Origin of the sequence: Thiomonas sp. FB-6, assembly GCF_000377645.1 — a bacterium.
Lineage (GTDB): Bacteria > Pseudomonadota > Gammaproteobacteria > Burkholderiales > Burkholderiaceae_C > Thiomonas_A.
Genome location: NZ_KB898476.1, coordinates 23,166 through 48,142 on the forward strand (window position 1 = coordinate 23,166; position 24,977 = coordinate 48,142).

The window sequence follows — 24,977 nt, forward strand, 5'->3', positions numbered from 1 at the left end:
GGGCGGGGTGTCAGTGCGCGGCCTGCGGGCTGCGCGACAGGCCGAAATACGCGTCCATGATCTGCTCGCGGCTGAGTTCGTCGCGCGCGCCCTGCAGCGGGATGCCGCCCTCGAGCATGCACACGACGCGGTCGGCGACCTTGAGCGCGCGGGTCAGGTCCTGCTCCACCAGCACCAGGGTGGTGCCCGCACGGATCAGGCCCTGCAGGGATTCGTAGACCTGGTCGACGGCGATGGGCGACAGCCCCAGCGAGATTTCGTCGAGCAGCAGCACGCGCGGGTTGGTCATCAGCGCACGCGCGATGGAGGTGGCCTGCTGCTGGCCGCCCGACAGCGTGCCGGCGGCGGCCTTGAGCTTGGGCGTGAGCTGGGGAAAGGCCTCGAGCACGGAATCCAGGTTCCACGGGCCCTTGCGCGCGCGCATGCCCGCCACGCGCAGGTTGTCCTCCACGCTCATGCCGCCGAACAGGCGCCGGCCCTCGGGCACCATCGCGATGCCCAGGCCTACGCGCCGCGGCGCGCGCAGCGCGGTGATGTCCTGGCCGTCGAACACGATGCGCCCGGCCGATGCCGGATGCGCGCCGGCCAGCGTGCGCATCAGCGTGGTCTTGCCCGCGCCGTTGGCCCCCACCAAGGCCAGCACCTGGCCCTGCATGCAGTCGAAGGACACCGAACGCACGGCCTTGAGCAGCCCGTAGCCGGCCTGCAGCGCCTCGATGCGCAGCAACGCGGTACTCATATGGAAACGCTCCCCAGGTACGCCTCGATCACCGCGGGATCCTTCATCACGGCATGCGGATCGCCGTCGGCGATGATGCGTCCGGACTCCATGCACACCAGGCGCTGCACCACCTGCAGCAGCACGTGCACGATATGCTCGATCCACACCACGGTGATGCCGCGGCCGAGGATCTCGCGAATGATGCTCACCAGGTCTTGCGCCTCGCCGTCGGTGAGCCCGCCGCCGATTTCATCGAGCAGCAGGATCTGCGGATCGGTGGCCAGCGCCCGCGCCATTTCCAGGCGCTTGCGGTCCAGCAGGCCCAGCGTGTCGGCGCGGCGGTTGGCCACGTCGAGCATGCCGCACAGGCGCAGGGAATTCAGGCACAACTCGTTGGCCCGCTCTCCACTGGCGCCGGCGCCCACGGAGGCGGCCACGTGCAGGTTCTCGAACACGGTCATGCCGCCGAAGGGGCGCGGCACCTGGTGCGAGCGCGCCACGCCCAGGCGGCAGCGCGCCGCCGCATCCAGCGCGGTGACGTCGCGCCCGTCGAACTCCACGCTGCCGCTTTCCGGCGCGTAGGCGCCGGAAAGCACGTTGAACAAGGTGGTCTTGCCGGCCCCGTTGGGGCCGACGATGCCCACCGCCTCGCCGCGTGCGACGTCGATGCTCACGTCCTCCAGCACGCGCAGCGCGCCGAAACTCTTGCCGACCCGCGTGGCCGACAGGATGGGAGCCGTCGGCGCGCCGGCGGCGGGAGTCAGCGAATCAGGCATAGGGCAGCAGCTTGGCCTGGATGGCGACCTTCGGATCGTCCGCGTGCTCCACGGTCGGGAAGCTCAGCTTGAAGCGGCTGCCGGCCTTGGCCTTCACCCACTGCGAGCCGATGATCGGCGCGGTGGCCACGTTGGGAACCGGTCCCTTGGGGAAGTTGATGCGCCCCACCGTGGTGACGGTGTCGAGCACCTTCATCGCGGCGGCCACCTTGGCCTTGTCCTTCGGCGCGCCGCTGGCCTTGAGGGCGGCGAAACCGGCGTCGATCAGCGCCAGCGAGGCGCCGAGCTGCTGGGTCCACTGCTTGCCGGTGGCCTTCTCGTAGGCGTCGACCAGGTTCTGGCCGCCCAGGCCTACGACCGGAGACACGTAGGGGAAGGCCGGAGACCAGTAGGCGCCCGAGGCGACCTTGTAGCCCAGCTCGCCCAGCGCGGCGATGTCGGAGGGGAACAGCCCGAACTTGGCCGGCATGACGATCTTCAGGCGGTGCACCAGGCCCTGCTGCGCGGCCTGGCGCAGGAAGGTGATGAAGTCGGGCGGAATCGGCGCGCCGGTGATGATCTGCACGCCCTCGGACTTGAAGCGCGAGATCTGCGACGAGAAATCGGTGGTGCCGTCCTGGTAGGCGCCGGGGTCGACGATGGTGTAGCCGCCCTTCTTCAGTTCGGGCACCAGGTGCGCGCGCAGCGCGTTGCCGTCGGCGTCGTTGGGGTACAGCACCCCGACCTTCTTGTTGGTCGGAATCAGCGCCCAGGTCGCCAGGTACATCTTGGCGAACTCCTCGGTGCCGAAGGAGAAGTGGTAGGTCCACTTGAACGGCGAAGGCTGGCCCGGCTTGGCGCCGCGGCCGAAGTACCAGGATTCCCAGGGGTCGACCGTGGACAGGCAGGGCATGCCCGAGGCCTCGCAGGCGTCGGCCACCGGGTTGACCACCTCCGGCGTGGAGGTGGTCAGCATCAGGTCGATCTTCTGGTTGTTGATCAGATCCTTGGCCAGCTGGCTGGCGCGCGAGGGGTCGGACTGGGTGTCGCGCCCGATGAGCTCGATGGCGTAGGTGGTGCCGCCGATGCTCACGCCGCCGGCGGTCTTCTTGCGCACCAGGTCGAGCACGAAGGGATCGGCCTCGCCGAAGCCGCCCAGCGGGCCGGTGAGGGGGCTGATGAAACCGATTTTCAGCGTGGGCTTGCCGGCGGCGGACGCCGCCGAGGGCAGCAGCGAACCGGCGGCGGTGGCGGCGGTGGCGCCGGCCAGCGCCACCAGTTGGCGGCGCGACGCGTCGACGCCGGGTTGTGCGGGGTCAGGCTTGCGGGACATGCTCGGGTCTCCTCGTGTTCTCGTTCGGGGAAGCGGGGCGGCCCGACGGCCGCCCCGGCTGGGTGATCAGAAGGGGTGCACCCAGTGCACGTTGAGCACCGTGCCGCGCACATGGTTCTTGGCCTGCACTTGATCGTACAGGTTCACGAACCACATGTTCCGCTCGTCGGCCTTCCAGAACAAGCCGGGGCCGATGGCCAGCACCTCGGCCTTGCCGGTGTCGCCGTAGGGCATGGCCACCGGCGTGCTGCCGGTCTTCCAGTCATAGCTGTCGTTGGTCAGCTGCTGGAAGTAGTAGCCGTTCAGGCCCACGTGCAACTCGGGGTTCAGCGCGTACGAGCCGGTGAAGTTCACCCACATCGCCTGGCCCGCCTTGGCGCTGGTCAGGCCCAGGTGGGCCGGGTCGCGCGGGTTCTTGTTGGAGAAGTTGTACAGGTAGTGCAGGCGCCAGCTGATCTCGGTCTTGGGCGTGGGCAGCCAGGTCGCGGCCCAGTAGGGGTTGATCGACCAGAAGCCCGAGCCGGGGTTGATGTCGGTGTTGGAGCTGTACTGGCCGGTGGGCACGATCACGTCGAACTCCACGCGCTGCGAGTACACCGGGCGGCCGCCCTGGATGACCGGGTTGAACTGCAGATAGGCGCCCAGCGTGAGGTCGCCCACGCCGTCCTGCGAGTCCAGCGTGGCCGGCGAGCCCGAGCCGAAGGAGGTGTTGAAGTGCAGGATCGGCAGCAGTCCGGTGAAGCCCAGATGCGCGTCGCCGCCGAAGAAGGTCTTGTCGGTGGTGTAGGCCAGCTGGTTGAGCATCAGGAACACGTCGATGTTCGGGCTCTTGAAGCCCGGCGACTCGTTGCCGTTGTTGTCGTCGATGCGGTCGTAGTGCTGGTACTGGTAGTAGCCCAGGTAGGCCAGCCCAGGCTTGGTGGCGCCGAAGCCGTCGAAAAAGCTCGTGCCGCCGGTGTTGATGCCCGCCGGCTCCAGGTTGCCGGCATGCGCCGCGGGCAGTGCGCAGGCGGCCCCCAGGGCCAGCGCGCCCAGCGTGGCGCGCATGAGCGCCGTGGTCGAGATTGCCATGATCTTGTCTCCCTTCGTTGGTCTGGTTCTGATCGCTGATTGGCGATGGCCACGCAATGGTGGCGAGGGGATTATGTTGGCCCGCCCCGACTTGTCGTAGAGGGTCGGCTGCGCTAGCAGCTATCGCGTTTCGATATGAGGGTTCTCCCGGGGGCACGGGGCCGCGCGCCTGCCTGCGCGCACCGCGCGGGCGGCCGCCGGCGGCGCGGCGCGGGCGCCCGATCGGCGCGAGCCATTGACCCTCACGAAATCAACGTATTCAAGCCTTGCCTACCATGCGACGGGCCGATCGGATATTCGCCGCAGGCCTGTCGATTTCCCGCGCGCCGATCTGCCTGTTTCGCTCCGAGGCGTTACACGCCTGCGAGCTTGATTCCCGAAGCATGGAATGTCCGGGTGGAGGCCTTGAAACGTGGGAAATCCGCAAGCGCTCCTGAATTACAAGCAACTCTTCTATTTATCCCTGGCGAATCTGGGCCTGCAGGTCGCCGGCACCTTCGAGGTGAACAACGCCAGCGGCCTGTTCAAGTTCCTCGGTGCCTCGGATCACCAGGTCAGCTGGCTGTGGCTGATCCCTCCGCTGGCCGGCCTGGTCGTGCAGCCGGTGCTGGGCCAGGTGAGCGACCTGGTCGAAACCCGCCACGGCAAACGCATTCCCTTCATCTACGTGGGAGCGATGCTGAGCTGCCTGAGCCTGCTGGTGCTTTCCCTGTCCGAGGCGCTGTGGCTGACGGCGGCGATGATGCTGATCCTCAGCTGCAGCATCAATTGCTCGACCGAAGGCCTGCGATCCCTGACCGGAGACATCACGCCCAACCGCCAGAAATCCAAGGCATTCGCGTGGCAGGCCATATTCGGTTCGTTGGGCGCCATGCTGGCCAGCGCGATTCCCTGGCTGATGGATTCCGCGCATATTTTCGTCAAACCCAGCGAAACCGGATTCAGGATTCCCGTGGTCCTGAAGGTCTCGCTGTTCCTCGGGGCCCTGATGCTTTTCCAGACGGCCTCGTCGATGGTGCGCCAGATGCGGGAAAAGGATCCGGCCCGGGCAAGCCAAGCCCCGGCGGCGCATTCCCCGCGCCGCTTCCTGGCCGAACTGTGCCACGAGTTGTACACGAATATCCGCCGGACCCCGCCTGTCATCCGGCGCATGTTCATGGTGCAGACGTTGACCTGGGCGGGATTGTTCTGCGTCTGGATGTATTTCGGCCTGGCCCTGGCGCAGCGCATCTACGGCCTGCCTCCGGGCGCGGACGTCTCCGTCGACCTGGAGCATCAGGCCAGGCTCACCCAGGGGGTGATCCAGGCGGGGATCTGCTTCGCGGTCTACCAGTTCGTGGGCGTGCTCTACAGCCTGGCCCTGCCGTCGCTGGCCGAGCGCTTCGATCCCAACCGGGTGCACGCGCTCTCGCTGCTCGCCGGGGCCGCCACCCTGGTGGCGATGCTGTTCCTGCACGACATCCGGGCCGTGTACGTGGCCATGGTCGGGCTCGGGCTGTTCTCGGGGAGCCTGAACACCCTGCCCTACGCCATCGTCGCGGCCGAGGTGCCGCCGCGCAACATGGGAGCCTGCCTGGGTATTTTCAACATCACCATTACCGTACCCCAGATCCTGTGCGGTCTGGTGATCGGGCCCTTGAACAGTGCGCTGTTCGGCAACCGCGCCATCTACGTCATCGCGCTGGCCGGGGGGCTGCTGGGAATCGCCGGCCTGCTGTTGCTGCGTCAGCAGGGCATCGACCTGTTGCGCATGGCCTTGGAGCGGCCGGCCCGGCTGCTGCGCAAGGGCGGCGACAAGGCCCGCTAGCGCCGCCGGCGCCCGGCGCGGCCAGCCCGCAGGTGCCCGCCCGGGGGCGCTCAGCCCTGCTCGGCCAGCTGTTTTTCCAGGCGGGCGAGCACGCGGTAGCAGGGCAGCACCCCGGCCACGCTGGACTCCGGCTCGCGGCCTTCGCGGATGGCGGCGAAGAATTCGCGGTCCTGCAGTTCGATGCCGTTCATCGACACGTCCACCTTGCTGACGTCGATGGCCTGGTCCTTGCCGTCCACCAGGTCGTCGTAGCGCGCGACGTAGGTGCCGTTGTCGCAGATGTAGCGGAAGAAGGTGCCCAGCGGCCCGTCGTTGTTGAAGGACAGCGACAGCGTGCAGATGGCGCCGGTACTGCTCTTGAGCTGGATGCTCATGTCCATCGCGATGCCCAGCTGCGGATGGATCGGGCCCTGCACCGCGTGCGCCTGCACGATCTCCCCGCCCGCCTGCCAGGCGAACAGGTCCACGGTGTGCGCGGCGTGGTGCCACAGCAGATGGTCGGTCCAGCTGCGCGGCTGGCCCAGCGCGTTCATGTTGCTGCGCCGGAAAAAGTAGGTCTGCACGTCCATCTGCTGCACCCGCAGCTCCCCGGCCGCGACGCGCCGGTGCACCCATTGATGGCTGGGATTGAAGCGGCGGGTATGCCCGGCCATCGCCACCAGGCCGCTGCGCCGCTGCTCGTCGACCACGGCCTGCGCGTCGTCCAGGCTGTCGGCCAGCGGGATCTCCACTTCCACGTGCTTGCCGGCGCGCAGGCATTGCAGGGCCTGCGCGGCGTGCATCTGCGTGGGGGTGCACAGGATGACCGCGTCGACCTCGGGCAGCGCCAGGCTGTCGGCCAGATCCGTGGTGGCGTGCGCGATCCCGTACTTGCCTGCGATCTCGCGGGTCTTGTCGAGCTCGCGCCCGACCAGCGAGACCACCTCGACGCCGTCGATGTTGCGGATTCCGTCCAGGTGCTTGATGCCGAAGGCGCCGGCTCCGGCCAGCGCGACCTTGATCGTCTTGCTCATGTCCTCGGGTTCTCCAGGATCAGGTGCCCGACCGCCGTGTTGGAGGCCGGAACATGGTAGAAACGGCGGGCCACGCGAGGCGCCGGCCCGCCGGCCAGGTCGCCCATGGCGCCGCGCGCGATCAGCCACATGACCAGCTCGATGCCTTCCGAGCCCGCCTCGCGCACGTACTCGATGTGGGGAACCTGGGCCAGCCCCACCGGGTCGTCGATCAGCCGGTCCAGGAAGCGCTGGTCCCATTCGCGGTTGATCAGCCCGGCACGCGGACCCTGCAACTGGTGGCTCATGCCGCCGGTTCCCCAGATCTGCACGTTCAGGTCGGTGTCGAAGCTCTCCACCGCGCGGCGGATGGCCTGGCCCAGCGCGAGGCAGCGGCGTCCCGAGGGCACCGGATACTGCACCACGTTGACCGCGAAGGGGATCACCGGGCAGGGCCAGGCCTGCACCTGGCCGCACATCAGCGACAGCGGCACGGTCAGGCCGTGGTCCACGTCCATGCGGTTGACGATGGTCAGGTCGAAGTCCTGCTGGATCACCGACTGCGCGATGTGCGAGGCCAGCTCCGGATGCCCGAGGACCCGCGGCACCGGGCGCGGCCCCCAGCCTTCGTCGGCCGGCTGGAAGCTCTCGCCCGTGCCGATGGCGAAGGTGGGGATCATCTCCAGGCTGAAGGCGCTGGCGTGGTCGTTGTAGACCAGGAAGATCACGTCGGGGCGCTGCTCGCGCAGCCACTGGCGCGAGAATTCGTAGCCCGCGAACAGCGGCTTCCAGTAGGGCTCGCCGGTCTTGCCCAGGTCCATCGCCGCGCCGATGGCCGGCACGTGCGAGGTGTAGACGCTTGCGCTGATGCGTGCCATCAATGCTTCTCCCCCGGCCTGGCCGCGGCGGCCTCGCCGATGTAGCGGTTGCCCTCGACCGAGCGGCCGCCGCGCACCATCATGTCCCGGTATTCCTCCTCGCTCATGCCGGTCATGCTGCCGGCCATCTGCTGGAAGGACTTGCCGTCGGTGGCGCCGATCTTGGCCAGGAAATAGATGTTGCCGCCCAGCTGGATGCAGCGGTTGAGGTCGCGCGCCAGCACGGCCTGCTTCTGCTCCTCGCTCATCGGCCATTCGTCCAGGTAGGCGCGCTCGTCGGCCTTGAAGCGTTCGCGGTTGGCCGGCTTCATCAGCGACATGCAGAACTGGTTCAGGTGGTATCCCAGGCGCGACATCTCGGCGTCGAAGATGGTCGTGCCCGGCACGTCCTTGTAGGGCTTGTCAAGAGCCATGGCCGCCTCCGGGGTTCATGTCAGTTCCGTTCAGTTCAGGCCAGTACAGGCGCATCGGATTGTCCACCAGCAGCTTGCGCTGCAGTTGCGCGGTGGGCGCGATGTGCGGGATGAAATCCACCAGCAGCCCGTCGTCGGGCATGTGGTCCTTCAGGTTCGGATGCGGCCAGTCGGTGCCCCACAGCACACGGTCGGGAAAGGTCTCGACGATGCGCCGCGCGAAGGGAACCACGTCGCGGTAGGCGGCCTGCTCGGCGTGCAGCGCGGGCGGGCCCGACAGCGACAGGCGCTCCGGGCAGCTCACCTTGGACCATACGTTGGCGTGCTCGCGCATGAAGCGCAGGAACAGCTCGAACTCCGGGCCGTCCACCGGCTTGCTCACGTCCGGGCGTCCCATGTGGTCCACCACCACCGTGGTGGGCAACGCGGTGAAGAAGTCCCACAGCTCGGGCAGGTCCACCGCCTCGAAATAGATCACCACGTGCCAGCCCAGGGGCGCGATGCGCGCGGCGATGTCCATCAACTCGTCGCGCGGCGTGAAGTCCACCAGGCGGCGCACGAAGTTGAAGCGCACGCCTCGCACGCCGGCCGCGTGCAGCGCCCTCAGGTCCTCGTCGCTCACGTCCCGGCGCACGGTGGCCACCCCGCGCGCGCGCCCGTCCGAGTGCTCCAGCGCATCGACCAGGGCCCGGTTGTCGGCGCCGTGGCAGGTGGCCTGCACGATGACGTTGCGCGCGAAGCCCAGGTGGTCGCGCAGCGCGAACAGCTGTTCGCGCGAGGCGTCGCAGGGGGTGTACTTGCGCTGCGGCGCGTAGGGAAAACGCTCGCCGGGGCCGAACACGTGGCAATGCGCGTCCACGCTTCCCGGAGGCAGCACGAAGCGCGGGCGCGACGGCCCCTGGTACCAGTCCAGCCAGCCGGGAGTCTTCTCGAACACCATGGATTCAGTCCTTGTCGGCAGTCTTGCGCGCCGCGGTCGCGGCGCCCAGCAAACGATCGGCCTCGACGCGCCAGTCGGCGCTGCGCGCGAAGCCCGGCTCGCCGCGGCGCCCGAACACGCCCTGCTCGGCCAGGTCGGCCACCCAGGCCTGGCGCTCCGCGGTTCCCGAGGCCGACCAGGGCTGCAGCCCCGCCTCGTCGACGGTGCGCGCCACCTCGCGCATTTCCTCGCTGCGCCGGCGACCGTGCTCGATCACGCGCTGGAAGAAATAGGCGCCCTGCTTCTCCCAGTCGATGCCGGGGAAGGTCTCGGCCAGCGAAGCGAGCACGGCATCCTCGACCCCGTAGGCTCGCGCCGCGCTGAAACTCTCGATGACCATGGCCTCCAGGCCCTTGATCATCACGCTGCGGCACATCTTGGTGGCCGAGACGATGCCCAGGCGCTCGTCGCCGAAGCGGGCGCCGGCGAATCCCAGCGCCTGCAGGGCCGGCGCCAGCTCGCGCGCATGCACACCGCCCAGCAGCATGGGCACCTTGCTGCGGTACGGAGGCACCGAGGTCATCACGGCCGCCTCGACGTAGCGCGCCCCGGCGCCGTCGACGGCGGCCGCGGCCTGCGCCTTCGCCCCCGGCGAGGCCGAATTGACGTCGACGAACCAGGCGCCAGCGCGCAGGGCGGGTGCGCACTCGGCCGCCACCGCCACGGCCTGGCTGGCCGTCACCGCGCTGATCACCAGGTCGCAGCCGCGCGCCAGTTCCGCGGCGGATCCGGCCACGCGCACGCCCTGCGCCAGGGCATGCTCGCGCAGCGGCGCCGCATCCGGCCCGGCCAGCTTGCGGTCCCAGGCCAGCACCTGCCGCAGGCCCAGCGCGCGCAGGTCTTCCGCGACGATGCGCCCCACCTCGCCATAGCCGACCAGGCCGACGCTCCAGCCCCGAGCGCGCTGCGTGAGATCGTCCATCGCGGACCTCAGTCGACGTAGCGCAGGCCGGCTTTCTCCAGCGGCTCGCGCATCTTGTACATATCCAGGCCGAGCACGCCGGAGGCCAGCTTCTTGCGCTTCTCGCCCTCGTTGGCCTCGCGCGCGGCCGCCGCCTCGGCGGTGGCCGCGGCCACCGCCGCCGGCACCACGACCACGCCGTCGTCGTCGGCCACCACCACGTCGCCCGGCTGCACCTGCACGCCGGCGCAGACCACCGGCACGTTCACCGAACCCACGGTGGCCTTGATGGTGCCCTTGGCGCTGATGAAGCGGCTCCACACCGGAAAGCGCATCTCGGTGAGGTCCTTCACGTCGCGCACCCCGCCCTCGATCACCAGGCCGCAGGCCCCCTGGGCGCGGAAGGACGTGGCCAGCAGGTCGCCGAAGTAGCCGTCGCTGCACTCGGCCGTCACCGCGGCGACCACCAGGTCGCCGGGGCGGATCTGCTCGGCCGCCACATGCAGCATCCAGTTGTCGCCGGGGTGCAGCAGCACGGTCACCGCGGTCCCGCAGGCATGCGCGCCGCCGTAGATCGGGCGCATGTAGGGCCGCATCAGCCCCACGCGGCCCATGGCCTCGTGCACGGTGGCCGAGCCGAAGCCCGCCAGGGCCTTCACGGCCGCGGGATCGGCGCGCTGGATCGTACGGTGCACCACGCCGAGCTGGTTCATCTGAGTCATGTCCTGTCCTCCGGAGTCAAAGCCCGCGCGCCTTCAGCGCGGCGTCCAGGCGCGGGTACACGCGCCGGGCGTTGTGTTCGTAGATCTTCGCGCGCTGCTGCGGGTCGATGGCCGCGACCTCGACGTAGCGCCGGGTGTCGTCGTAGTGGTGTCCGGTGAGCGGATCGATGCCGCGCACGGCGCCGATCATCTCGGAGGCGAACAGGATGTTGTCCACCGGGATCACGCGGGTCAGCAGGTCGATGCCCGGCTGGTGGTACACGCAGGTGTCGAAGTAGATGTTGCCCAGCAGGTGTTCCTGCAGCAGCGGCTTCTTCAGCTCCTGCGCCAGGCCGCGGAATCGACCCCAGTGATAGGGAACCGCGCCGCCGCCGTGGGGAATGACGAATTTGAGCGTGGGGAATTCCTTGAACAGGTCCCCGGTCAGGCATTGCATGAAGGCCGTCGTGTCGGCGTTCAGGTAGTGCGCCCCGGTGGTGTGGAAGCAGGCATTGCAGCTGGTGCTCACGTGCACCATGGCCGGGATGTCGTACTCCACCATCTTCTCGTAGACGGGGTACCACCAGCGGTCGGTCAGCGGCGGCTCCTTCCAGTGCCCGCCCGAGGGATCGGGGTTGAGATTGATGCCGACGAAGCCATAGTCCTTCACGCAGCGCTCGAGCTCGGGGATGCAGCTGCGCGGGTCCACGCCCGGCGACTGGGGCAGCATGGCGGCGCCGATGAAATGCTCGGGGAACAGCTGGGAAACCCGGTGGCACAGCTCGTTGCAGATGCCCGCCCAGGTGGAACTGGTGTTGAAATCGCCGATGTGGTGGGCCATGAAACTGGCACGCGGCGAGAAGATGGTCAGGTCGCTGCCGCGCTCGCGCATCAGGCGCAGCTGGTTGTTCTCGATGCTTTCGCGCAATTCGTCGTCGCTGATGCGAAGATCGGCCACCCTGGGGCCGAGTTCGGGCGTGGCGAGGTTGTCGATCTGCGCCTTGCGCCATTGCTCCAGGGCCTTGGGTGCCGTGGTGTAGTGGCCGTGACAGTCGATGATCATGCGGGATCTCCAGGGTTTATCGGCGCACCGGGCCGACGCTCATGCCTGCATCAGGGTTTCCGATTATGGCAAGCCGCCCCGCCGCGTCCAAGACCGGCCGCTGCGCTAGCAGCTATCACGAATTGATATGGTCGGCGGCGCGTGCGTACTCGCGCGCCAGTTGCAGCAGCAGGTCCACCGCGTGGCGCAGCAGCGGCGTGCTGGGCTTGCTGGCCGAGGTGGCGAGGAACAGCCGGCTGTACAGGCTCGGATGGGTAAGCGCGCGCACGCGGAAGGCGTCGCGCTGGCCGCTGGCCAGCACCGCGCTGCGCGCGAGCACCGCATGGCCGTGCCCGCTGCGCACCAGGTCCAGGATGGACTGGACTCCGGAGACCTCCCAGGCGATTTGCAGCTTGATATGCGATAACGCCGCCTGACTCTCGATCATTCGGCGAATGGCGTGCGTCCTCTCAGGAATGACCAGCGGATACGAACCCAGGCTGTTGAAAGGAACTTCGTGCTCGGGCTCGCCGCGGCCCGCCGGGCTGACCAGGCACAGTTCCTGCTCGAACACCGGCCGCACCTCGATGGCCTCCTGGGTCTGCGGGTTCAGCACCAGGCCGATGTCCACGCGCCCGGTGGAGATCCACTCGGTGATGTGCGCCGACAGCCCCTCGACGATGGCCAGGCGCGCCTTGGGCAGGCTCGCCTCGAAACCCTGCACCAGCGGCAGGGTCAGCACCCGCCCCATGCTCGGGGGCAGGCCGATGATGATGCGCCCGGTCGGCTCGTCGCGCCCGGCCTCCAGGTCCTCGCGGGCCTGCGCCACGAGTTGCAGGATGCCCGCCGCATGCTCGAACAGGCGCTTGCCCGCCTCGGTGAGCACGACGCCGCGCCCGGTACGCTGCAGCAGCACCGCGCGCAGGTCGGTCTCCAGCAGCCGAACCTGGCGGCTCAGCGCCGGCTGGGCGATGTCCAGCAGGACCGCGGCCTTGCTGAAACTCCCCACCTCGGCGACGCGCACGAAATATTCGAGTTGCTTGAGGTTCATGCCCCTATTGGAGCACTGTCCCGGCCTTGCCCCGGCCGGGATGCCACGGATCAACGGGGGGCCATGCGCAGCGAGCCGTCCAGACGGATGGTCTCGCCGTTCAGGTAGACGTTGCGCACGACATGCGCGGCCAGCGCGGCGATTTCCCGCGGCTGCCCCAGGCGCTTGGGAAAGGGCACCGAGGCGGCCAGCGAATCCTGCACCTCCTGCGGCAACGCCGACATCATCGGCGTGTCGAACAGGCCCGGGGCCACCGTGACCACGCGAATGCCGTGCGAGGCCAGGTCACGCGCCAGCGGAAGGGTCATCGCGGCCACGCCGCCCTTGGAGGCCGAATACGCGGCCTGCCCGACCTGTCCGTCGAAGGCCGCGACCGAGGCGGTCAGCAGCATCACGCCGCGCTCCCCGTCGGCCAGCGGCTCCAGCGCCGCGATGCGCGCGGCGCACAGGCGCACCACGTTGTAGCTGCCGATCAGGTTCACGCGCACCGTGCGCTCGAAATCCTCCAGCGGCGCCGGCGAGCCGTCGCGCGAGACCACGCGCTTGGCGCCGCCCACGCCGGCCATGTGCATGATGATGCGCGCCGTGCCGTGAGCCTGGGCCGCCTGCTCGATGGCGGCCTGCAGCGCCGCGCCGTCGCCGACGTCGGCCGTCAGCGCGATGCCGCCGATGTCGGCCGCCACCGCGCGCGCGCGCTCGGCGTTGAGGTCCAGCACGGCCACCTTCGCCCCCTGGCTGGCCAGTTCCCGAGCCACCGCCTCGCCCAGCCCGGAGCCCGCCCCGGTGACCAACGCGCTTTGTCCTTGAATGTCCATGTCCAGATTCCGTCCTCAGGCTCGAAAGGAAAGCGTGCGCGGCTGCGCACGAAAACCCTCATTTCACGCTGCCGCGGCCCGGCTGTCCAGCAGGTCGGCCTCCACGCGCTCGGCGGCCGCGCGCAACGCGGTCATGCACCGAGGGTCCAGCGCGGTGCCGACCAGGCCTTGCATCATGTCCAGGGTCTTCGCGACCGGCACCGCCGCCCGGTACGGCCGGTCGGCGGAAATGGCGTCGAAAATGTCGGCCGTGGTGATCACCCGCGTCTCCAGCGTGATGTCCGCCTCGCCCAGCCCGCGCGGATAGCCGGTGCCGTCCAGGCGTTCATGATGGGCGCCGGCCACGCGCGCGAGCTCGGCGAAGGCCTCGATGCCCGAGAGGATCTGCTCGGTGTACAGCGCGTGCATGCGTACCGCGTCCCATTCCGCCTCGTCGAGACGCCCGGGCTTGTCGAGCACGGTGTTGCTCACGCCCAGCTTGCCCAGGTCGTGCAGCAGCGCCCCGCGCCGCAGCCAGCGCCTGCGCTGCGGGTCGAAGCCCAGCTGTTCGGCGATCAGGTCGGCGTACAGCCCGACACGCGCGCTGTGCCCCGCCGTGAACGGGCTCTTGGCGTCGATGATCTGGCCGAAGGCCTCGGCGATCTGGTCCAGGTAGTCCTCGTCCACCGGCACGCTGTGCCGCGCCGGCTCCAGCGCGTACACCCGCTGCGCCAGCGCGGGATCGCGCAGGGCCAGCCAGAAGGCCTCCCCCGCCACCCGCTCCAGCGCCCGCACCAGCGCGGGGTCGAACCAGGAGCCGGCGCGCAGCCGCGCCTCGCGCAGCGCCGCGGCCGGTCCGCCGGCGGTATGGAACACGTCCACCACCTGGGCCAGCAGCGCGATGCGCCCCGGCAGCGCGATGGCCTCGCCCGCCAGGCCGTCGGGCTTGCCGCTGCCGTCCCAATGCTCGTCCAGCGCGTGGATGCCCCCGGCCACCACCTCGCCGAAGCGCATCTGCCGCGCGATGTCGGCGCCGCGCTGGCAGCGGGTGCGGATGAGTTCGCGGGAAAAGTCGTCGCCGTGCTGGAAAATGTCCAGGGTGGCGCGAAAGCGCTCGGCCAGGCCCGTGCCCAGCCCGGTATGGGTCAGCACGAAGCGCGCCACCTGCGGGAGCGAGCTTCCCACCAGCTTGAAGTCGCGTTTGAACTGCAGGTCGTCGCTGAGGTAGAGCTCGCAGATGCGCGCCGCGTTGCTGCTGCAGCCCAGGTCCTTGAGCAGCAGCGTGTAGTAGATGTCGCGCAGCGCGGACTCGCCCAGGCCGAGTTCCTCGCCCAGGGCCATGCCGATCCAGGCGCAGCGCACGCAATGGCCGCGCGGCTGGCCTTCGGTCATGTCCAGCGCATGGCTCAGGGCCCCGATCAATTCCGACAGTTTCAGCTGCTGCATTCCAGGCTCCCCACACACGCCGCGCACGGCCGCGGCCACCCCACTCCAGGCTCTACGCTGCGCCGGCCTGCGCGGATTCACCCGCTGCCTGCGGCTGCCCGGCCTGCAGGGCCTGCAGCAACCAGCGCACGAAGGGCTGCTCGGGCGACCACGCCGCCGGCGCGGTGTGCGCGGCCGCGTGCCAGGCCTCGACATCCTCGCCGCGCAGCCCGCTGCGATGCAGCCACTGGGTGACCGGACAATCGTCCACGTGCATCGGCGCCCGCGAGGCGTCCTGCGCCAGCGCCCAGTGCAAGGCCAGCGCCCCCAGCGGCCCGTGGATGCGCTCGCGCCCCAGGCGCGGTCCGCCATGGGCCCACCAGCCATGCAGCTCGCCGGAGCGGCCCTGCAACTGCCCCCGCTCGTATCCGAGCATCTCGCACAGCGCCGGGTTGAGGTCTCCGATGCGGCCCTCGGCATCCAGCGTGAACATGCCGGCGGCGTTCTTTTCCATCAGGCGGCGCTGGTAGCCCAACGCACGCTCCAGGCGCCGGTGCGACTCCTGCTCGCGCAGGTCCTGGTCGTACAGCGCGGTCTGCGAGTCGAGGATGGTCATGACCGCCCAGGTCAGGCGAGTTCGCCGGATGGGCAGCGTGGCCGCGGCGCGGAATCCGTAGCGCCCGGCCATGCGTCGCGGGAGGTCTCCTGCAGTTCCATGCCGTGCCGGCTCTTGAACCACGCGCGCCCGGCATCGACCAGGCTCAGCAACGCCATCGGCGCCGCGCTGACCTGCGCCGCCAGCGCGCACAGGTCGTCGAACACCTGCTCGGCGGCGGTGTCCAGGATCTCCAGTTCCCGCAGGGCCTGCAGACGCCGCGCCTCGGCATCGGGCGAGGCGTCGGAATCTGCGGGAAGGTCGGACATGGCGGGTCGGTCGGAGGGCCGGAACATTCTCGCATGGGCCCCCGCCCGGGCGGCAGCGCCCTCGCGGAGGCACTCGCGGGGGACACTTCGGGTAGACCCTAGCAATAAATGAGACACATTCCCTGCGTACCTTGCGGGCATTTTTCGCAGGTACGCTTTCTGCCTGCGGCGCATCCACCCTGCGCCCCGGGGACCGCTCTTGGTCTCCGGGCGGCACCATCCGCGAAGGAGGACTCCGCAATGAACCACAATCCCTACGCAACGCAAAGCTACATCGACCTGCTGGGTGAACTGGAACATGCACGGCGCGTACTCGCCCAGGCGCGCATCGGCAGCCTGGCGCCGGCCGCCGCAGCCCAGCGCGCGATCGAGGGCATCGACGCCGTCGAGGCGTCCTGGAGCGCCTTCGGGCGCCAGCATCTGCGCTCCGCGCGCGGCGCGCTGACCCTGTTGCGCCAGGGCGCGCTGCCGCACACGCCCGAGTGCATCGACGCCGTGCAGGAACTCTCCGCGCTGCTGCAGCGCCACCGCGGCGCCGAGCACGCTCCTTCGTGCAACCGGCATTACGCCTGGCAGTGACGCGCCCAAGTGTCGCCGCGCGCCGGCGCAGCGCCCTGGCCGAGCTTTGCCTGGCGGCGGCCTGCGCCGCGCAGGCCTGCCAGGCCGGGGCCCTGGCCGACGGGCGGGCCTGGGCCTCGCAGGCCGGCTCGCACCTGTGGGACGTCTACGAGCAGGGGCAGCCGGAACTCTTTCTCACGGGCTACGCCTGGCACGACCCACACACCTACACCGCCTCCAAGCTCGCCACGCTGAACAGCCACGCCTGGGGTCTCGGAGCCGCCAAGCGCCTGATCGACGCGGACGGCAACGATGAAATGGTCTACGCCATGGTGTTCGCGGATTCGCACCGCAAGCCCGAACCCGTGGTGGGTTACGCGAAACAATGGATCTGGCGCCCCGACGGGGGGCCCTTCAGCCTGGGCGCCGGTTATACGGCGGGGCTGACGTCCCGAACCGACATCCTGAACAACATACCCTTTCCGATCGTGCTGCCCTTGTTTTCTGTGGGTATGGGCGCGGTACGCCTGTACGGAACCTTCCTTCCCAGGGTGACGGACAAGCTCAACAACGGAAACGTGGCTTTCTTTTTTGCCAGCATCCAGTTTCGCTGATTTTCGTGCAAAGTTTCACGAATCGAGACGGCCCTCGCACCTACACTGCGCCGATCGACCACCATCGGTGCCAAGCGAGGCAATCAGCATGCGCAAATCTGCACGACGGCCATCCCCGCGCGGGAGCATCCGGGCATGACTGCGCAACGCGTGTCCTGCAAGCCCGCGCCGTCGGCCGCCATCGCCGACGATGTCGCCGCGGACCTGGTGCAGTTGCTGCTGCGCGGGGTGCCGGTGAATTTCGCCGCCGGGATCAGTTCCGCCGCGGTCACCGCGTGGATCCTGCGTGGCGTGGATCCGCCTCGCGCACTGCTGGCCTGGCTCGCGGCCTATTGCGCGCTGTACATGATCCGCATCGCGACCTGGCTGCGTGCGCGTGCGCCGGGCGTGGTGCAGCAGGCTCCGCAGCAGTGGCTGCGCAGGACCCGGCTGAGCGTGCTGGCGGTCGGCCTGGCCTGGGCCATCCTTCCGGCCCTGTTGTTCCCGCCCGACCCCATGCACGCGCTGGCCGTGGCGCTCATCGCCAGCGCCGTATGCGGAGCCGGCATGGCGATCTACTCGGCCGATTGGGTCTCGGCGCTGCTGTTCGTGATGCCCACGGTGGTCGCGGCGACCTGGCACCTGCTGCTGGCCGCGCAGACCCTGCCGCCGGGCCTGAGCCTGCTCTACCTGCTATACACGGCCTTCCTGCTCCACGCCACGCGCCGGACCCATGCCCAGTTCCAGCACATCGCCCTGCATCGCGCACAGGCGTCGGCCCAGTTGTCGCGCGATCCGCTGACCGGCCTGGGCAACCGGCTGGAGCTCGACGCGCGCCTGCAGCAAGCGCTCGCCCGCGCCCGGCGCCAGGGCACCGAGGTCGCCCTGGGCTACATCGACCTGGACGATTTCAAACCCGTCAACGACTCCCTGGGACACGCCGCGGGCGACACATTGCTGCGCCAGCTGGCCGCGCGCTGGCGCGACGAACTGCGCTCCAACGAACTCATCGCCCGCCTGGGCGGGGACGAATTCGTGCTGCTGGTCGAGGATCTCGACCCCGCGCGCGCCGAAGCGCAGCTCGATGCCGTGGTCGAGCGCCTGCAGCGCGCGCTGCACAGCGACTTCCAGATCGCCGGAAGCTCGGCGCGGGTGGGCATGACCATCGGCGTGGCGCGCTATCCGCTGGACGGCAGCGAGGCGGACATGCTGATGCGCCATGCCGACGCGGCGATGTACCACGGAAAGAAGCACAAGGGGCGGCACGGCGGATGGTGGCCGGCGCGCCCACCGAGCTTGCCGCTGGGCGGTTCCGTGGCGACCGGCGAGAGCTTCCCGGCAGGCATAATGTCCCCATAACAATGCATCGACGACGCGGGCGACCACGGAGCTTTCCACGGTTTGCCACGCGTTCCATGGGGGATGTACCCGCGGGCCGCGGCCCGCTCCATGCGGAGAAACCATCGATGTCCCATCCTCGCCAGAACCACCGTTCCCACCTGCAGCTCGGCCTGCGCCTGGCCTGCGCCGCGGCGGCCGCCGCGAGCCTGTGCGCCAGCGCCCAGGCCATGACCGTGTCCGAGTACGGACACACCCTGAAAAAGGACGCCTCCCAGGCCGGGCACGCCGTCGTGCACGCCGGCTCCGAGGCGGGCCACGGCGTGTGGCATGCCGGCAAGACCGTGGGCAAGGACGTCGCCCATGGCGTCGAGCACGGCTACCACGCCACGAAAAAGGCGCTGAGCAGCAAGAGCTCGCAGCCCTCCTCGGGCAGCAAGTAAGCGCCCCGCGCGGGCGGCCCGCCGGCCGCGGCGGGAGCCCGCGACGCAAGGGCCCTCGCGGCCCTTCGATCTGTCTCGCTCGGTTTGCCCCCGCCCGGGCCGGCATGAACTTCGCCGGAAATTATGGATTTTCTACGCGCATTCAGCGCTCAGGCGATTGAACCGGATTTTCAAAAAAGACCACAAAAAATATAGCCATTCCCTGAATATCGTTATTTGAAGAATGCTCCCTTGAATATCGTCTTCTCGATAAACTGAGGCCGCAAACCGACGATTCACGGGCATGCCGCGGAATATTCATTCGAATACCCGCGCGCCCCGGCAATCCTCGATTCGCGACATTCATTCATCCAGCAGCACCGAACCCAAGGAGCGGAAAATGGCTGAACATACCCAGCAAGGCAACCAGGAAGCATCCAAGCGAGGCTTCGCTTCGATGAGCGAGGAACAACAGCGCCAGATCGCCTCCAAGGGCGGCCAGGCTTCCGGCGGCAATTTCAAGAACGATCCCGAACGCGCGGCCGAAGCGGGTCACAAGGGCGGCCAGGTCTCCGGCGGAAATTTCAAGAACGATCCCGAGCGTGCGGCCGAGGCCGGCCACAAGGGCGGCCAGGTCTCCGGCGGCAATTTCAAGAACGACCCGGCACGCGCGGCTGAAGCCGGCCACAAGGGCGGCCAAGTCTCCGGCGGCAATTTCAAGAACGACCCGGAGCGCGCCGCGCAGGCCGGCCAGAAGGGCGGCCAGCACTGAAGCCTGAGCGATCCGGCAGCCGCGGGCCCGCCGAGCAGGCCCGCGGCTGCCCGGCACCGTGGTCGCGTGAACTATGATCGGCGCGCAATGCAGGCCCGGCTGGCGGAGCTTGCGCAGCGAACCCAGGGAGATGCGCCGTGAAGGTCGTGAACGCTTGCGTGGTGTGTGGCTCCAGGAAGCTCAGCAAGCGTTTCGGGCAGTTCGCCCCCTTCGTCGCCCACCGCATCGCCGATTATCCGATGGGAACCATCAACATCGGCGGACAAACCCTGCACCCCCCGCTGTTCACGAATTCCATGCGCTGCGCGGATTGCGGCTTCGTGTTCTCGCAGATCCGCTTCGAGGACGACGAACTGCAGCGGCTCTACCAGGATTATCGCGGCCCGGAATACACACGGGTGCGCAATTTCTTCGAGCCCGGCTACGACAAGCTCAATGAGCGCATCGGAAGCAGCCCGCTGGAAGTGCGCAACCGGGCCGCCGCGCTGATGGGCTTCCTGCAGGGACTCGTCGATCCCCGGTCCCGGACCTCGGTGCTGGACTACGGCGGCGACATGGGCCAGCACATCCCGCAGGACTTCGCCCATTGCCGCCGCTTCGTGTTCGACATTTCCAGGGTCGCGACCGTGGACGGCGTGAGCATCGTCAACGACGTCAACGGCCTGGGCGTGATGGATTTCGTGATCTGCTCCAACGTACTGGAACACGTGCCCTTCCCGGCCCGCGTGATCGACGACATCAAGAAGGTCTGCGGCCCGGATACCGTGCTGTTCATCGACGTTCCGCTGGAAATGAATCCCGCGCAGGATCCGCCGGACCAGGAGATCCCCGCCTTTTTCCACGAGCACGTCAATTACTTCACGCCGCGCTCGATCAACGCGCTGCTGCGCTACCACGGGTTCTCGACCCTCAAGACCGAGCTGTTCACCATCGACATGGGCTGGGTCACCGGGCACGCGATCTACGTGCTCGCCCGTCCCAACTGGTTCGTCAGCATCACGCAGAATGCGGCGCAACAGGCTGCGCCCCAAGCCGCGCCCGAAGCCTCGGCGGCCTCCGCGGCGGCTGCCTTGCTGGCGGGCGCGCCCGTGCGCTGAGCCGCCCGGCGGGGCCCACCAGCTAGCTGCGGGGGCGAGCGCCGCGCAGCAAATGTTCCAGCACGTCCCGCGCCAGCGGGCGGTGGAACCAGTAGCCCTGGGCTTCGTCGCAGCCCAGCTCGCGCAAACGCAGCATCGTGGCCTCGTCCTCGACGCCCTCGGCCACCACGCGCAGTCCCAGCGCATGGGCCATCTGGATGACCGCGCTGACGATGGCGCTCGCGTCGTCGTCCTCGGTCAGTCCGAGCACGAAGCTGCGGTCCACCTTCAGCCGATCCACATCGAGGCGGCGCAGGTAGGCCAGGCTGGAATAGCCGGTCCCGAAATCGTCGATGGCGACGCGCAGGCCAGATTGCTTCAGCCCGGCCAGCACGGTGCGCATGCGCGCGGCGTCGTCCAGGAACACCGATTCGGTCAGTTCCACCTCGAACTGGCCCGCCTGCAAGCCATGCCGCGCGATGGCCTGCGCGAGCAGATGGGGAAAATCGCCCCGCCGCATCTGCACCACCGACACGTTCACGCTCAAGGGCAGCGTGCCCAAGCCCTGGTCGCGCCAGCGCGCGGCGTCGGCGCAGGCGCGTTCCACCACCCAGGCGCCCACGTCGACGATCAGTCCCGTCCGCTCCGCCACGCCAATGAACTGCCCCGGCGGCACCAGGCCGCGATCCGGGTCGCGCCAGCGCAGCAAGGCCTCGGCTCCGACCACCTCGCCGCTGCGCAGATCCACCTGCGGCTGGTAGTGCAACTCGAACTCCTGGCGCGACAAGGCACGCCGCAGGCCGCGCGCGATGCGGAAATGCTCGCGCGCGCGCTCGTTCGCGCCCGGCGTCGCGTAACGCACGATGTTCTTGCCGGCGGCCTTGGCCTCCTGCAGGGCCGCCGCGGCCTGGCCCAGCAGATCGTCGAAGTTCGCGGCGTCCTCGGGAAATTGGGCGATCCCCTGCGACAGGGTCAGTTCGACCGTCCTGCCGCCCAGGTCGAAGGCCCGGGCCGCCGTCTGCGCCATGCGCTCGCACAGCTCGGCGGCGGCGTCCAGCCCGCCCTCCTGCACGGTCAGGACCAGGAATTCGTCCGCGTTCCACCGGCACACCTTGTCGGCATCGCCCACGCAGGCCTGCAGTCGCGAAGCCCATTCGTGCAGCACCTGGTCCCCGGCCCCGAGCCCGAAGCTTTCGTTCACGCTGCGGAAATCGTCGATGTTCAGGCAGACCAGGCCGAACTTCGTGCCGCTTTCGAGCAGGCTCTCGCAACGCGTGCGGAACAGGCGCCGGTTGGGCAGGCCGGTCAGGGCGTCGTGGCTGGACAGATGCTGGATCGCGTTCTCGGCCGCCCTGGCCTGGCTGAGGTCGTTGTACACCCCGAGGTAGTTGCTGACGCTTCCATCGGCGCCATGGATGGCCTTGATGGACAGCCACTCGGGGTAGACCTCACCGCTGCGGCGCCGGTTCCAGACCTCGCCGCTCCAGGCTCCGCTGTCGCGCAGCGCAGCCCACAGCGCCGCGTGGAATTCGGGCCCGTGCATGCCGGAGGCGAACAGGCGCGGAGTCTGCCCCAGCAGTTCCTCGCGCGCGTAACCCAGGCTGCGGCACATGCTCGGGTTCGCCTCGACGATGCGGGCCTGGGCATCGGTGACCAGCATGCCCTCCTCGGCCGAGTCGAAGGCTCGCCCGTACCGGCGCAGGCTGTCCTGCCAGCGGGCATGCGACAGCACGATGCCCACCAGGCTGGCGCCGGTTTCCAGCAATTTGCGGTGAAAGTGTCCGGGCGCGCGCGGCTCGAAACTGGACAGCGCGAAGGTCCCCACCACCTGCCCGGCGTCGTCGTACACCGGCACCGACCAGCAGGCGCAGAGGTTGAAGTCGTAGGCGACCTGGCGCAGGTCGGTCCAGCGTGGGTCGCTGAAGGTATTGCTGACGAACTGCGGAGTGCCCCGGTAGATCACGTTGCCGCAGGAGCCTCCGCCGGGGCCGGGCTGCAGGCCGTTCAGGCGGCACACCGCGGCGTCGGGCACGCTGGGCGAGGCATGCACGTAGAGCTTGCCGTCCTCCGGATTGAGCAGCATGACCGTGCCCACCGCGTTGGGCAGCAGCATTTCCGCCAGATGGCAGACCTCGCGAACCATGCCCAGCGAGTCCCGGCCCCGCAGCACCGCGCGCAGGATCGACTGCTGGTACTCCAGAATGGCCTGCTGCTCGCGCGGGTCGAGCAGGATCTCCTCGTCGGCCGGCTCGGCATCCTCGGGTCGCGCCAGGCGCAGGGGCATCATGAACAGTCACCGGGAAATGCGAACAATTTGCACGTATTCGCAAAATTCGATACAAAATGAAAAATGTATTCGAGCAATCATCGCCAAACGACCGATTGTTTGTCAAGTCACTCGTAACTCCGCGCTTTTCTCGGTGCACGAATGGCACGATCCGCGCCGAGCCTGTCGAGCAAAGCTCCGATTTCCGTGAAATAGTTGCGCGCCCGCCGAGCGGCCCGCCCCTAGCATTCGGTCACGAAGCTGGATACGGAGCTGTTCATGAGACTCATCGATTGGGAAGGCGCGGAGGATGGCGCCGCGCAGGCGATGTCGGTACTGGGTGTGCCGGCGCCGTCCGGCGCGGGCATCGAGTTCAGCGCCCGCGGAACCGCCCATCCCGTCTATTGCTCCGTCTACCTGGGTCACGAGGACAAGCAGGCCATCGACGCCAAGGTGCGCCTGCTCGACGGCGCGGGCCCGACCATCACCACCACCGAGCCCACGCTGCGCGACGGCGACGTGGTCTACGTGGTCACGCGCGGCCAGCGCAGGCCGCATCGCATCCTGAACCTGCGCCGCGGAGGCCGTGCGCGCGACAGCGGCGACCTGCGCATCGGCGAGCTCGAGGAACTCGAGCCACGCGAGGTATTCGCGTCCTGAGCGCCCCCAGGGGCGGGGCCGGCCCGCGGCCTCAGCGCCGCGCCTGGGCGGCCAGGGCCAGCGCCTCGGCCAGCAGGGCCCCTTCGCTGTCTTCGAGTTGCGCGAGGATGCTCATGTGGTTCGCCTGCGCGATCTCCAGCAGGCGCACGGGTTCCCCGGCGCCGCGCAAGGCGTCGAAATATTCCCGGCTTTGACGCCGCAGTTCCGCCAGTTCGGCGCCGCCCGCGGCCAGCACCGTCGCCACGCCCTTTCCCACCCGCGACTGCGGGCTGCATGCTCCGACCTGCGCCGCGTCCAGGCCCAGCGCGTCGTTGAGCGCGCCGCGCCGGATCGGCTCCAGGTCGAACAGACCGCTGATGGCCAGCACCCCGGCCACCGCGGCGTGCGCGCGGTGCATCGCCGCCAGGTGTCCACCCGCGGAGTGTCCGCTCAGCACGATGCGCGGGCCGCGCCCCCCGCCGGCGCCCAGCACCGGGTGCTTCCACAGCGCATCCAGCAGCATGCCCATCTCCGCGACCATGTCCGGCACCCGCGCCTGCGGGGCCAGCGTGTACTCGGCCATGACCACGTGCAGCCCGGCGGCCAGCGCACCCGCGCCCACGCAACAGAAATCACGCTTGTCGCGGGCCTGCCAGTAGCCGCCGTGGATGAACACCAGCACCGGCGCCACCGCCGCATCCGCGCCGCGGGCCGGGTACCAGTCGTAGACCTGGCGGGCGCCGGGACCGTAGGCCGTGTCGGGCACGCAGTCATGCGCGGCGTGAAAGGCCAGGCTGCGCCCGCGCAGGGCCGCCACCACCGCGCCGGCATCGGCGATGACCGCCAGGTTGTCGTAGGCGGCGGTGAACTGTTCGCGGGTCTGGAGTTCGGCGGGAATCGGCATGGCGGCCTTCGGGCTTTCGGGTTGGGGCGGTCCTGATCCGGGTGCGCAGCTTAGGGCATGCCAAGGCCCGCCGACTCGAAACCCCGAGCGACCGTGAAATAGTTGCATGTTCCACGGCGCCGAGGCGGCTTCACCGTGAAATAGTTGGTCGCACCCCGGATCGGGCCTTCCTAGGATGGACTCATGGATCCACGACGCGGGATCCCGGGGGGCATCATGACGCGAAGCGAAGCGCAGGACACGAAGGACGGACGGCCGTGGAACCTCGGGGCGGGAGCCGTGTGGACGCCGGAGGCTCCCGAGGCGGATGCCGGCGAGCGCGCCGAGGACCTTCAGCCGCATCTGGCGGCCTACCTGGGCGCCTCCGATCGCGAGGCGCTGCGCGCGCGGGTCAAGCCGTCCATGACCGGCAGGCTCACGCTGGTCACGGTCGAGCCCCGGCTGCGCGACGGCGACGTGATCCACGTGGACGGCGCGGGCGGGCGCAAGGCGCACCGCATCTCCGGCATGCGCCACGGGCTGCGCTCGCGCGACCCGCAGGATCTGCGCATCGCGCAACTGAGCGCAATCCCTGATTGAGGGCTCATCCCCCGACGGGAGCCTCTGCAATCCCGCGCGCGAC

The 24,977-nt window shown here is 69.1% G+C and carries 27 protein-coding genes; 9 read left to right on the forward strand and 18 right to left on the reverse strand.

Features of this window, described 5'->3' with window-relative positions; genetic code table 11:
* Positions 1 to 10: 10 nt before the first annotated feature.
* The 4 genes from D466_RS0107320 to D466_RS0107335 all read right to left on the reverse strand — a co-directional run bounded on the left by D466_RS0107320 (position 11) and on the right by D466_RS0107335 (position 3,880).
* On the reverse strand, positions 11 to 739 hold the full coding sequence (locus D466_RS0107320; protein WP_038165623.1) for an ABC transporter ATP-binding protein: 729 nt from the start codon (positions 737 to 739) through the stop codon (positions 11 to 13).
* Positions 736 to 1,497, reverse strand: coding sequence for an ABC transporter ATP-binding protein (locus D466_RS0107325; RefSeq protein WP_018913063.1), 762 nt, complete (start codon positions 1,495 to 1,497; stop codon positions 736 to 738). Before D466_RS0107325 ends, D466_RS0107320 begins: the two co-directional genes overlap by 4 nt.
* A complete protein-coding gene (locus tag D466_RS0107330; protein ID WP_018913064.1) occupies positions 1,490 to 2,809 on the reverse strand; it encodes an ABC transporter substrate-binding protein in 1,320 nt (439 codons plus the stop codon). Before D466_RS0107330 ends, D466_RS0107325 begins: the two co-directional genes overlap by 8 nt.
* A 66-nt stretch (positions 2,810 to 2,875) precedes the next feature.
* Positions 2,876 to 3,880, reverse strand: coding sequence for a transporter (locus tag D466_RS0107335; protein ID WP_018913065.1), 1,005 nt, complete (start codon positions 3,878 to 3,880; stop codon positions 2,876 to 2,878).
* Positions 3,881 to 4,292: 412 nt separating this feature from the next.
* Here D466_RS0107335 and D466_RS0107340 point away from each other — a divergent pair, with 412 nt between their 5' ends.
* Positions 4,293 to 5,687 (forward strand): MFS transporter, encoded by a 1,395-nt coding sequence (locus D466_RS0107340; protein WP_018913066.1) that lies wholly within the window; start codon positions 4,293 to 4,295, stop codon positions 5,685 to 5,687.
* 50 nt (positions 5,688 to 5,737) lie between these two features.
* Here the strand turns inward: D466_RS0107340 and D466_RS0107345 are convergent, their stop codons facing one another.
* From D466_RS0107345 to D466_RS0107400, 12 genes are all read right to left on the reverse strand, one after another.
* Positions 5,738 to 6,700 carry a Gfo/Idh/MocA family oxidoreductase gene (locus D466_RS0107345; protein ID WP_018913067.1) on the reverse strand — a complete coding sequence of 321 codons (963 nt, stop codon included), beginning with the start codon at positions 6,698 to 6,700 and terminating at the stop codon, positions 5,738 to 5,740.
* Positions 6,697 to 7,557: a class III extradiol dioxygenase subunit beta gene (locus tag D466_RS0107350; protein WP_018913068.1), complete on the reverse strand. Its 861-nt coding sequence runs from the start codon at positions 7,555 to 7,557 to the stop codon at positions 6,697 to 6,699. The genes D466_RS0107345 and D466_RS0107350 overlap by 4 nt, the downstream gene beginning before the upstream one ends.
* Positions 7,557 to 7,970 (reverse strand): protocatechuate 4,5-dioxygenase subunit alpha, encoded by a 414-nt coding sequence (ligA, locus tag D466_RS0107355; protein WP_018913069.1) that lies wholly within the window; start codon positions 7,968 to 7,970, stop codon positions 7,557 to 7,559. The genes D466_RS0107350 and ligA overlap by 1 nt, the downstream gene beginning before the upstream one ends.
* Complete coding sequence (locus D466_RS0107360) at positions 7,960 to 8,910, reverse strand: amidohydrolase family protein (protein WP_018913070.1); 951 nt, start codon at positions 8,908 to 8,910, stop codon at positions 7,960 to 7,962. Before D466_RS0107360 ends, ligA begins: the two co-directional genes overlap by 11 nt.
* Before the next feature lie 4 nt (positions 8,911 to 8,914).
* The gene (locus tag D466_RS0107365; protein ID WP_018913071.1) at positions 8,915 to 9,871 is read right to left on the reverse strand and encodes an NAD(P)-dependent oxidoreductase; all 957 of its coding nucleotides are present in this window, start codon (positions 9,869 to 9,871) and stop codon (positions 8,915 to 8,917) included.
* 8 nt (positions 9,872 to 9,879) lie between these two features.
* On the reverse strand, positions 9,880 to 10,563 hold the full coding sequence (ligK, locus tag D466_RS0107370; RefSeq protein WP_018913072.1) for a 4-carboxy-4-hydroxy-2-oxoadipate aldolase/oxaloacetate decarboxylase: 684 nt from the start codon (positions 10,561 to 10,563) through the stop codon (positions 9,880 to 9,882).
* 25 nt (positions 10,564 to 10,588) lie between these two features.
* Positions 10,589 to 11,614, reverse strand: a complete 1,026-nt coding sequence (locus D466_RS0107375; RefSeq protein ID WP_018913073.1) for an amidohydrolase family protein — start codon at positions 11,612 to 11,614, stop codon at positions 10,589 to 10,591.
* A 115-nt stretch (positions 11,615 to 11,729) separates the two neighbouring features.
* Positions 11,730 to 12,644 carry a LysR family transcriptional regulator gene (locus tag D466_RS0107380; protein WP_018913074.1) on the reverse strand — a complete coding sequence of 305 codons (915 nt, stop codon included), beginning with the start codon at positions 12,642 to 12,644 and terminating at the stop codon, positions 11,730 to 11,732.
* Positions 12,645 to 12,694: 50 nt separating this feature from the next.
* Positions 12,695 to 13,459: an SDR family NAD(P)-dependent oxidoreductase gene (locus D466_RS0107385; RefSeq protein ID WP_018913075.1), complete on the reverse strand. Its 765-nt coding sequence runs from the start codon at positions 13,457 to 13,459 to the stop codon at positions 12,695 to 12,697.
* A gap of 63 nt (positions 13,460 to 13,522) precedes the next feature.
* Entirely contained in the window at positions 13,523 to 14,884 is a 1,362-nt protein-coding gene (locus D466_RS0107390) for an HD-GYP domain-containing protein (RefSeq protein ID WP_018913076.1), read from the reverse strand.
* Positions 14,885 to 14,936: 52 nt separating this feature from the next.
* Entirely contained in the window at positions 14,937 to 15,551 is a 615-nt protein-coding gene (locus tag D466_RS0107395; protein ID WP_018913077.1) for a PAS domain S-box protein, read from the reverse strand.
* Positions 15,491 to 15,787, reverse strand: coding sequence for a hypothetical protein (locus tag D466_RS0107400; protein ID WP_018913078.1), 297 nt, complete (start codon positions 15,785 to 15,787; stop codon positions 15,491 to 15,493). Before D466_RS0107400 ends, D466_RS0107395 begins: the two co-directional genes overlap by 61 nt.
* A 240-nt stretch (positions 15,788 to 16,027) precedes the next feature.
* Between D466_RS0107400 and D466_RS0107405 the strand changes: the two genes are divergently transcribed.
* From D466_RS0107405 to D466_RS0107430, 6 genes are all read left to right on the forward strand, one after another.
* Positions 16,028 to 16,366: a hypothetical protein gene (locus tag D466_RS0107405; protein ID WP_018913079.1), complete on the forward strand. Its 339-nt coding sequence runs from the start codon at positions 16,028 to 16,030 to the stop codon at positions 16,364 to 16,366.
* Positions 16,363 to 16,959: a hypothetical protein gene (locus D466_RS20980; RefSeq protein ID WP_018913080.1), complete on the forward strand. Its 597-nt coding sequence runs from the start codon at positions 16,363 to 16,365 to the stop codon at positions 16,957 to 16,959. The genes D466_RS0107405 and D466_RS20980 overlap by 4 nt, the downstream gene beginning before the upstream one ends.
* A gap of 135 nt (positions 16,960 to 17,094) precedes the next feature.
* Entirely contained in the window at positions 17,095 to 18,297 is a 1,203-nt protein-coding gene (locus D466_RS0107415) for a diguanylate cyclase (RefSeq protein WP_018913081.1), read from the forward strand.
* 107 nt (positions 18,298 to 18,404) lie between these two features.
* Entirely contained in the window at positions 18,405 to 18,719 is a 315-nt protein-coding gene (locus D466_RS20985) for a hypothetical protein (RefSeq protein ID WP_018913082.1), read from the forward strand.
* A gap of 283 nt (positions 18,720 to 19,002) precedes the next feature.
* Entirely contained in the window at positions 19,003 to 19,470 is a 468-nt protein-coding gene (locus D466_RS25110) for a general stress protein (RefSeq protein WP_369759408.1), read from the forward strand.
* Between the two features lie 137 nt (positions 19,471 to 19,607).
* Positions 19,608 to 20,567, forward strand: coding sequence for a class I SAM-dependent methyltransferase (locus D466_RS0107430; protein ID WP_018913084.1), 960 nt, complete (start codon positions 19,608 to 19,610; stop codon positions 20,565 to 20,567).
* Positions 20,568 to 20,589: 22 nt separating this feature from the next.
* Here D466_RS0107430 and D466_RS20995 read toward each other — a convergent pair whose 3' ends face one another.
* On the reverse strand, positions 20,590 to 22,833 hold the full coding sequence (locus D466_RS20995) for an EAL domain-containing protein (protein WP_018913085.1): 2,244 nt from the start codon (positions 22,831 to 22,833) through the stop codon (positions 20,590 to 20,592).
* A gap of 258 nt (positions 22,834 to 23,091) precedes the next feature.
* On the opposite strand from D466_RS20995, the gene D466_RS0107440 reads away from it, so the two are divergent.
* Complete coding sequence (locus tag D466_RS0107440; RefSeq protein ID WP_018913086.1) at positions 23,092 to 23,472, forward strand: hypothetical protein; 381 nt, start codon at positions 23,092 to 23,094, stop codon at positions 23,470 to 23,472.
* A 31-nt stretch (positions 23,473 to 23,503) separates the two neighbouring features.
* Here the strand turns inward: D466_RS0107440 and D466_RS0107445 are convergent, their stop codons facing one another.
* Positions 23,504 to 24,355, reverse strand: a complete 852-nt coding sequence (locus D466_RS0107445; RefSeq protein WP_018913087.1) for an alpha/beta hydrolase — start codon at positions 24,353 to 24,355, stop codon at positions 23,504 to 23,506.
* A 216-nt stretch (positions 24,356 to 24,571) separates the two neighbouring features.
* Between D466_RS0107445 and D466_RS0107450 the strand changes: the two genes are divergently transcribed.
* Positions 24,572 to 24,934: a hypothetical protein gene (locus D466_RS0107450; protein ID WP_026285006.1), complete on the forward strand. Its 363-nt coding sequence runs from the start codon at positions 24,572 to 24,574 to the stop codon at positions 24,932 to 24,934.
* The last annotated feature ends 43 nt before the right edge of the window (positions 24,935 to 24,977 follow it).

Coding starts and splice junctions, on each gene's coding strand:
- D466_RS0107405 (WP_018913079.1), top strand. CDS start 16,028: ATGAACCACAATCCCTACGCAACGCAAAGCTACATCGACCTGCTGGGT.
- D466_RS20985 (WP_018913082.1), top strand. CDS start 18,405: ATGTCCCATCCTCGCCAGAACCACCGTTCCCACCTGCAGCTCGGCCTG.
- D466_RS0107365 (WP_018913071.1), bottom strand. CDS start 9,871: ATGGACGATCTCACGCAGCGCGCTCGGGGCTGGAGCGTCGGCCTGGTC.
- D466_RS25110 (WP_369759408.1), top strand. CDS start 19,003: ATGCCGCGGAATATTCATTCGAATACCCGCGCGCCCCGGCAATCCTCG.
- D466_RS0107345 (WP_018913067.1), bottom strand. CDS start 6,700: ATGAGCAAGACGATCAAGGTCGCGCTGGCCGGAGCCGGCGCCTTCGGC.
- D466_RS0107380 (WP_018913074.1), bottom strand. CDS start 12,644: ATGAACCTCAAGCAACTCGAATATTTCGTGCGCGTCGCCGAGGTGGGG.
- D466_RS0107360 (WP_018913070.1), bottom strand. CDS start 8,910: ATGGTGTTCGAGAAGACTCCCGGCTGGCTGGACTGGTACCAGGGGCCG.
- D466_RS0107450 (WP_026285006.1), top strand. CDS start 24,572: ATGACGCGAAGCGAAGCGCAGGACACGAAGGACGGACGGCCGTGGAAC.
- D466_RS0107445 (WP_018913087.1), bottom strand. CDS start 24,355: ATGCCGATTCCCGCCGAACTCCAGACCCGCGAACAGTTCACCGCCGCC.
- D466_RS0107335 (WP_018913065.1), bottom strand. CDS start 3,880: ATGGCAATCTCGACCACGGCGCTCATGCGCGCCACGCTGGGCGCGCTG.
- D466_RS0107375 (WP_018913073.1), bottom strand. CDS start 11,614: ATGATCATCGACTGTCACGGCCACTACACCACGGCACCCAAGGCCCTG.
- D466_RS0107390 (WP_018913076.1), bottom strand. CDS start 14,884: ATGCAGCAGCTGAAACTGTCGGAATTGATCGGGGCCCTGAGCCATGCG.
- D466_RS0107415 (WP_018913081.1), top strand. CDS start 17,095: ATGACTGCGCAACGCGTGTCCTGCAAGCCCGCGCCGTCGGCCGCCATC.
- ligK (WP_018913072.1), bottom strand. CDS start 10,563: ATGAACCAGCTCGGCGTGGTGCACCGTACGATCCAGCGCGCCGATCCC.
- D466_RS0107385 (WP_018913075.1), bottom strand. CDS start 13,459: ATGGACATTCAAGGACAAAGCGCGTTGGTCACCGGGGCGGGCTCCGGG.
- D466_RS0107325 (WP_018913063.1), bottom strand. CDS start 1,497: ATGCCTGATTCGCTGACTCCCGCCGCCGGCGCGCCGACGGCTCCCATC.
- D466_RS0107330 (WP_018913064.1), bottom strand. CDS start 2,809: ATGTCCCGCAAGCCTGACCCCGCACAACCCGGCGTCGACGCGTCGCGC.
- ligA (WP_018913069.1), bottom strand. CDS start 7,970: ATGGCTCTTGACAAGCCCTACAAGGACGTGCCGGGCACGACCATCTTC.
- D466_RS0107320 (WP_038165623.1), bottom strand. CDS start 739: ATGAGTACCGCGTTGCTGCGCATCGAGGCGCTGCAGGCCGGCTACGGG.
- D466_RS0107400 (WP_018913078.1), bottom strand. CDS start 15,787: ATGTCCGACCTTCCCGCAGATTCCGACGCCTCGCCCGATGCCGAGGCG.
- D466_RS0107395 (WP_018913077.1), bottom strand. CDS start 15,551: ATGGCCGGGCGCTACGGATTCCGCGCCGCGGCCACGCTGCCCATCCGG.
- D466_RS0107440 (WP_018913086.1), top strand. CDS start 23,092: ATGAGACTCATCGATTGGGAAGGCGCGGAGGATGGCGCCGCGCAGGCG.
- D466_RS0107350 (WP_018913068.1), bottom strand. CDS start 7,557: ATGGCACGCATCAGCGCAAGCGTCTACACCTCGCACGTGCCGGCCATC.
- D466_RS20995 (WP_018913085.1), bottom strand. CDS start 22,833: ATGATGCCCCTGCGCCTGGCGCGACCCGAGGATGCCGAGCCGGCCGAC.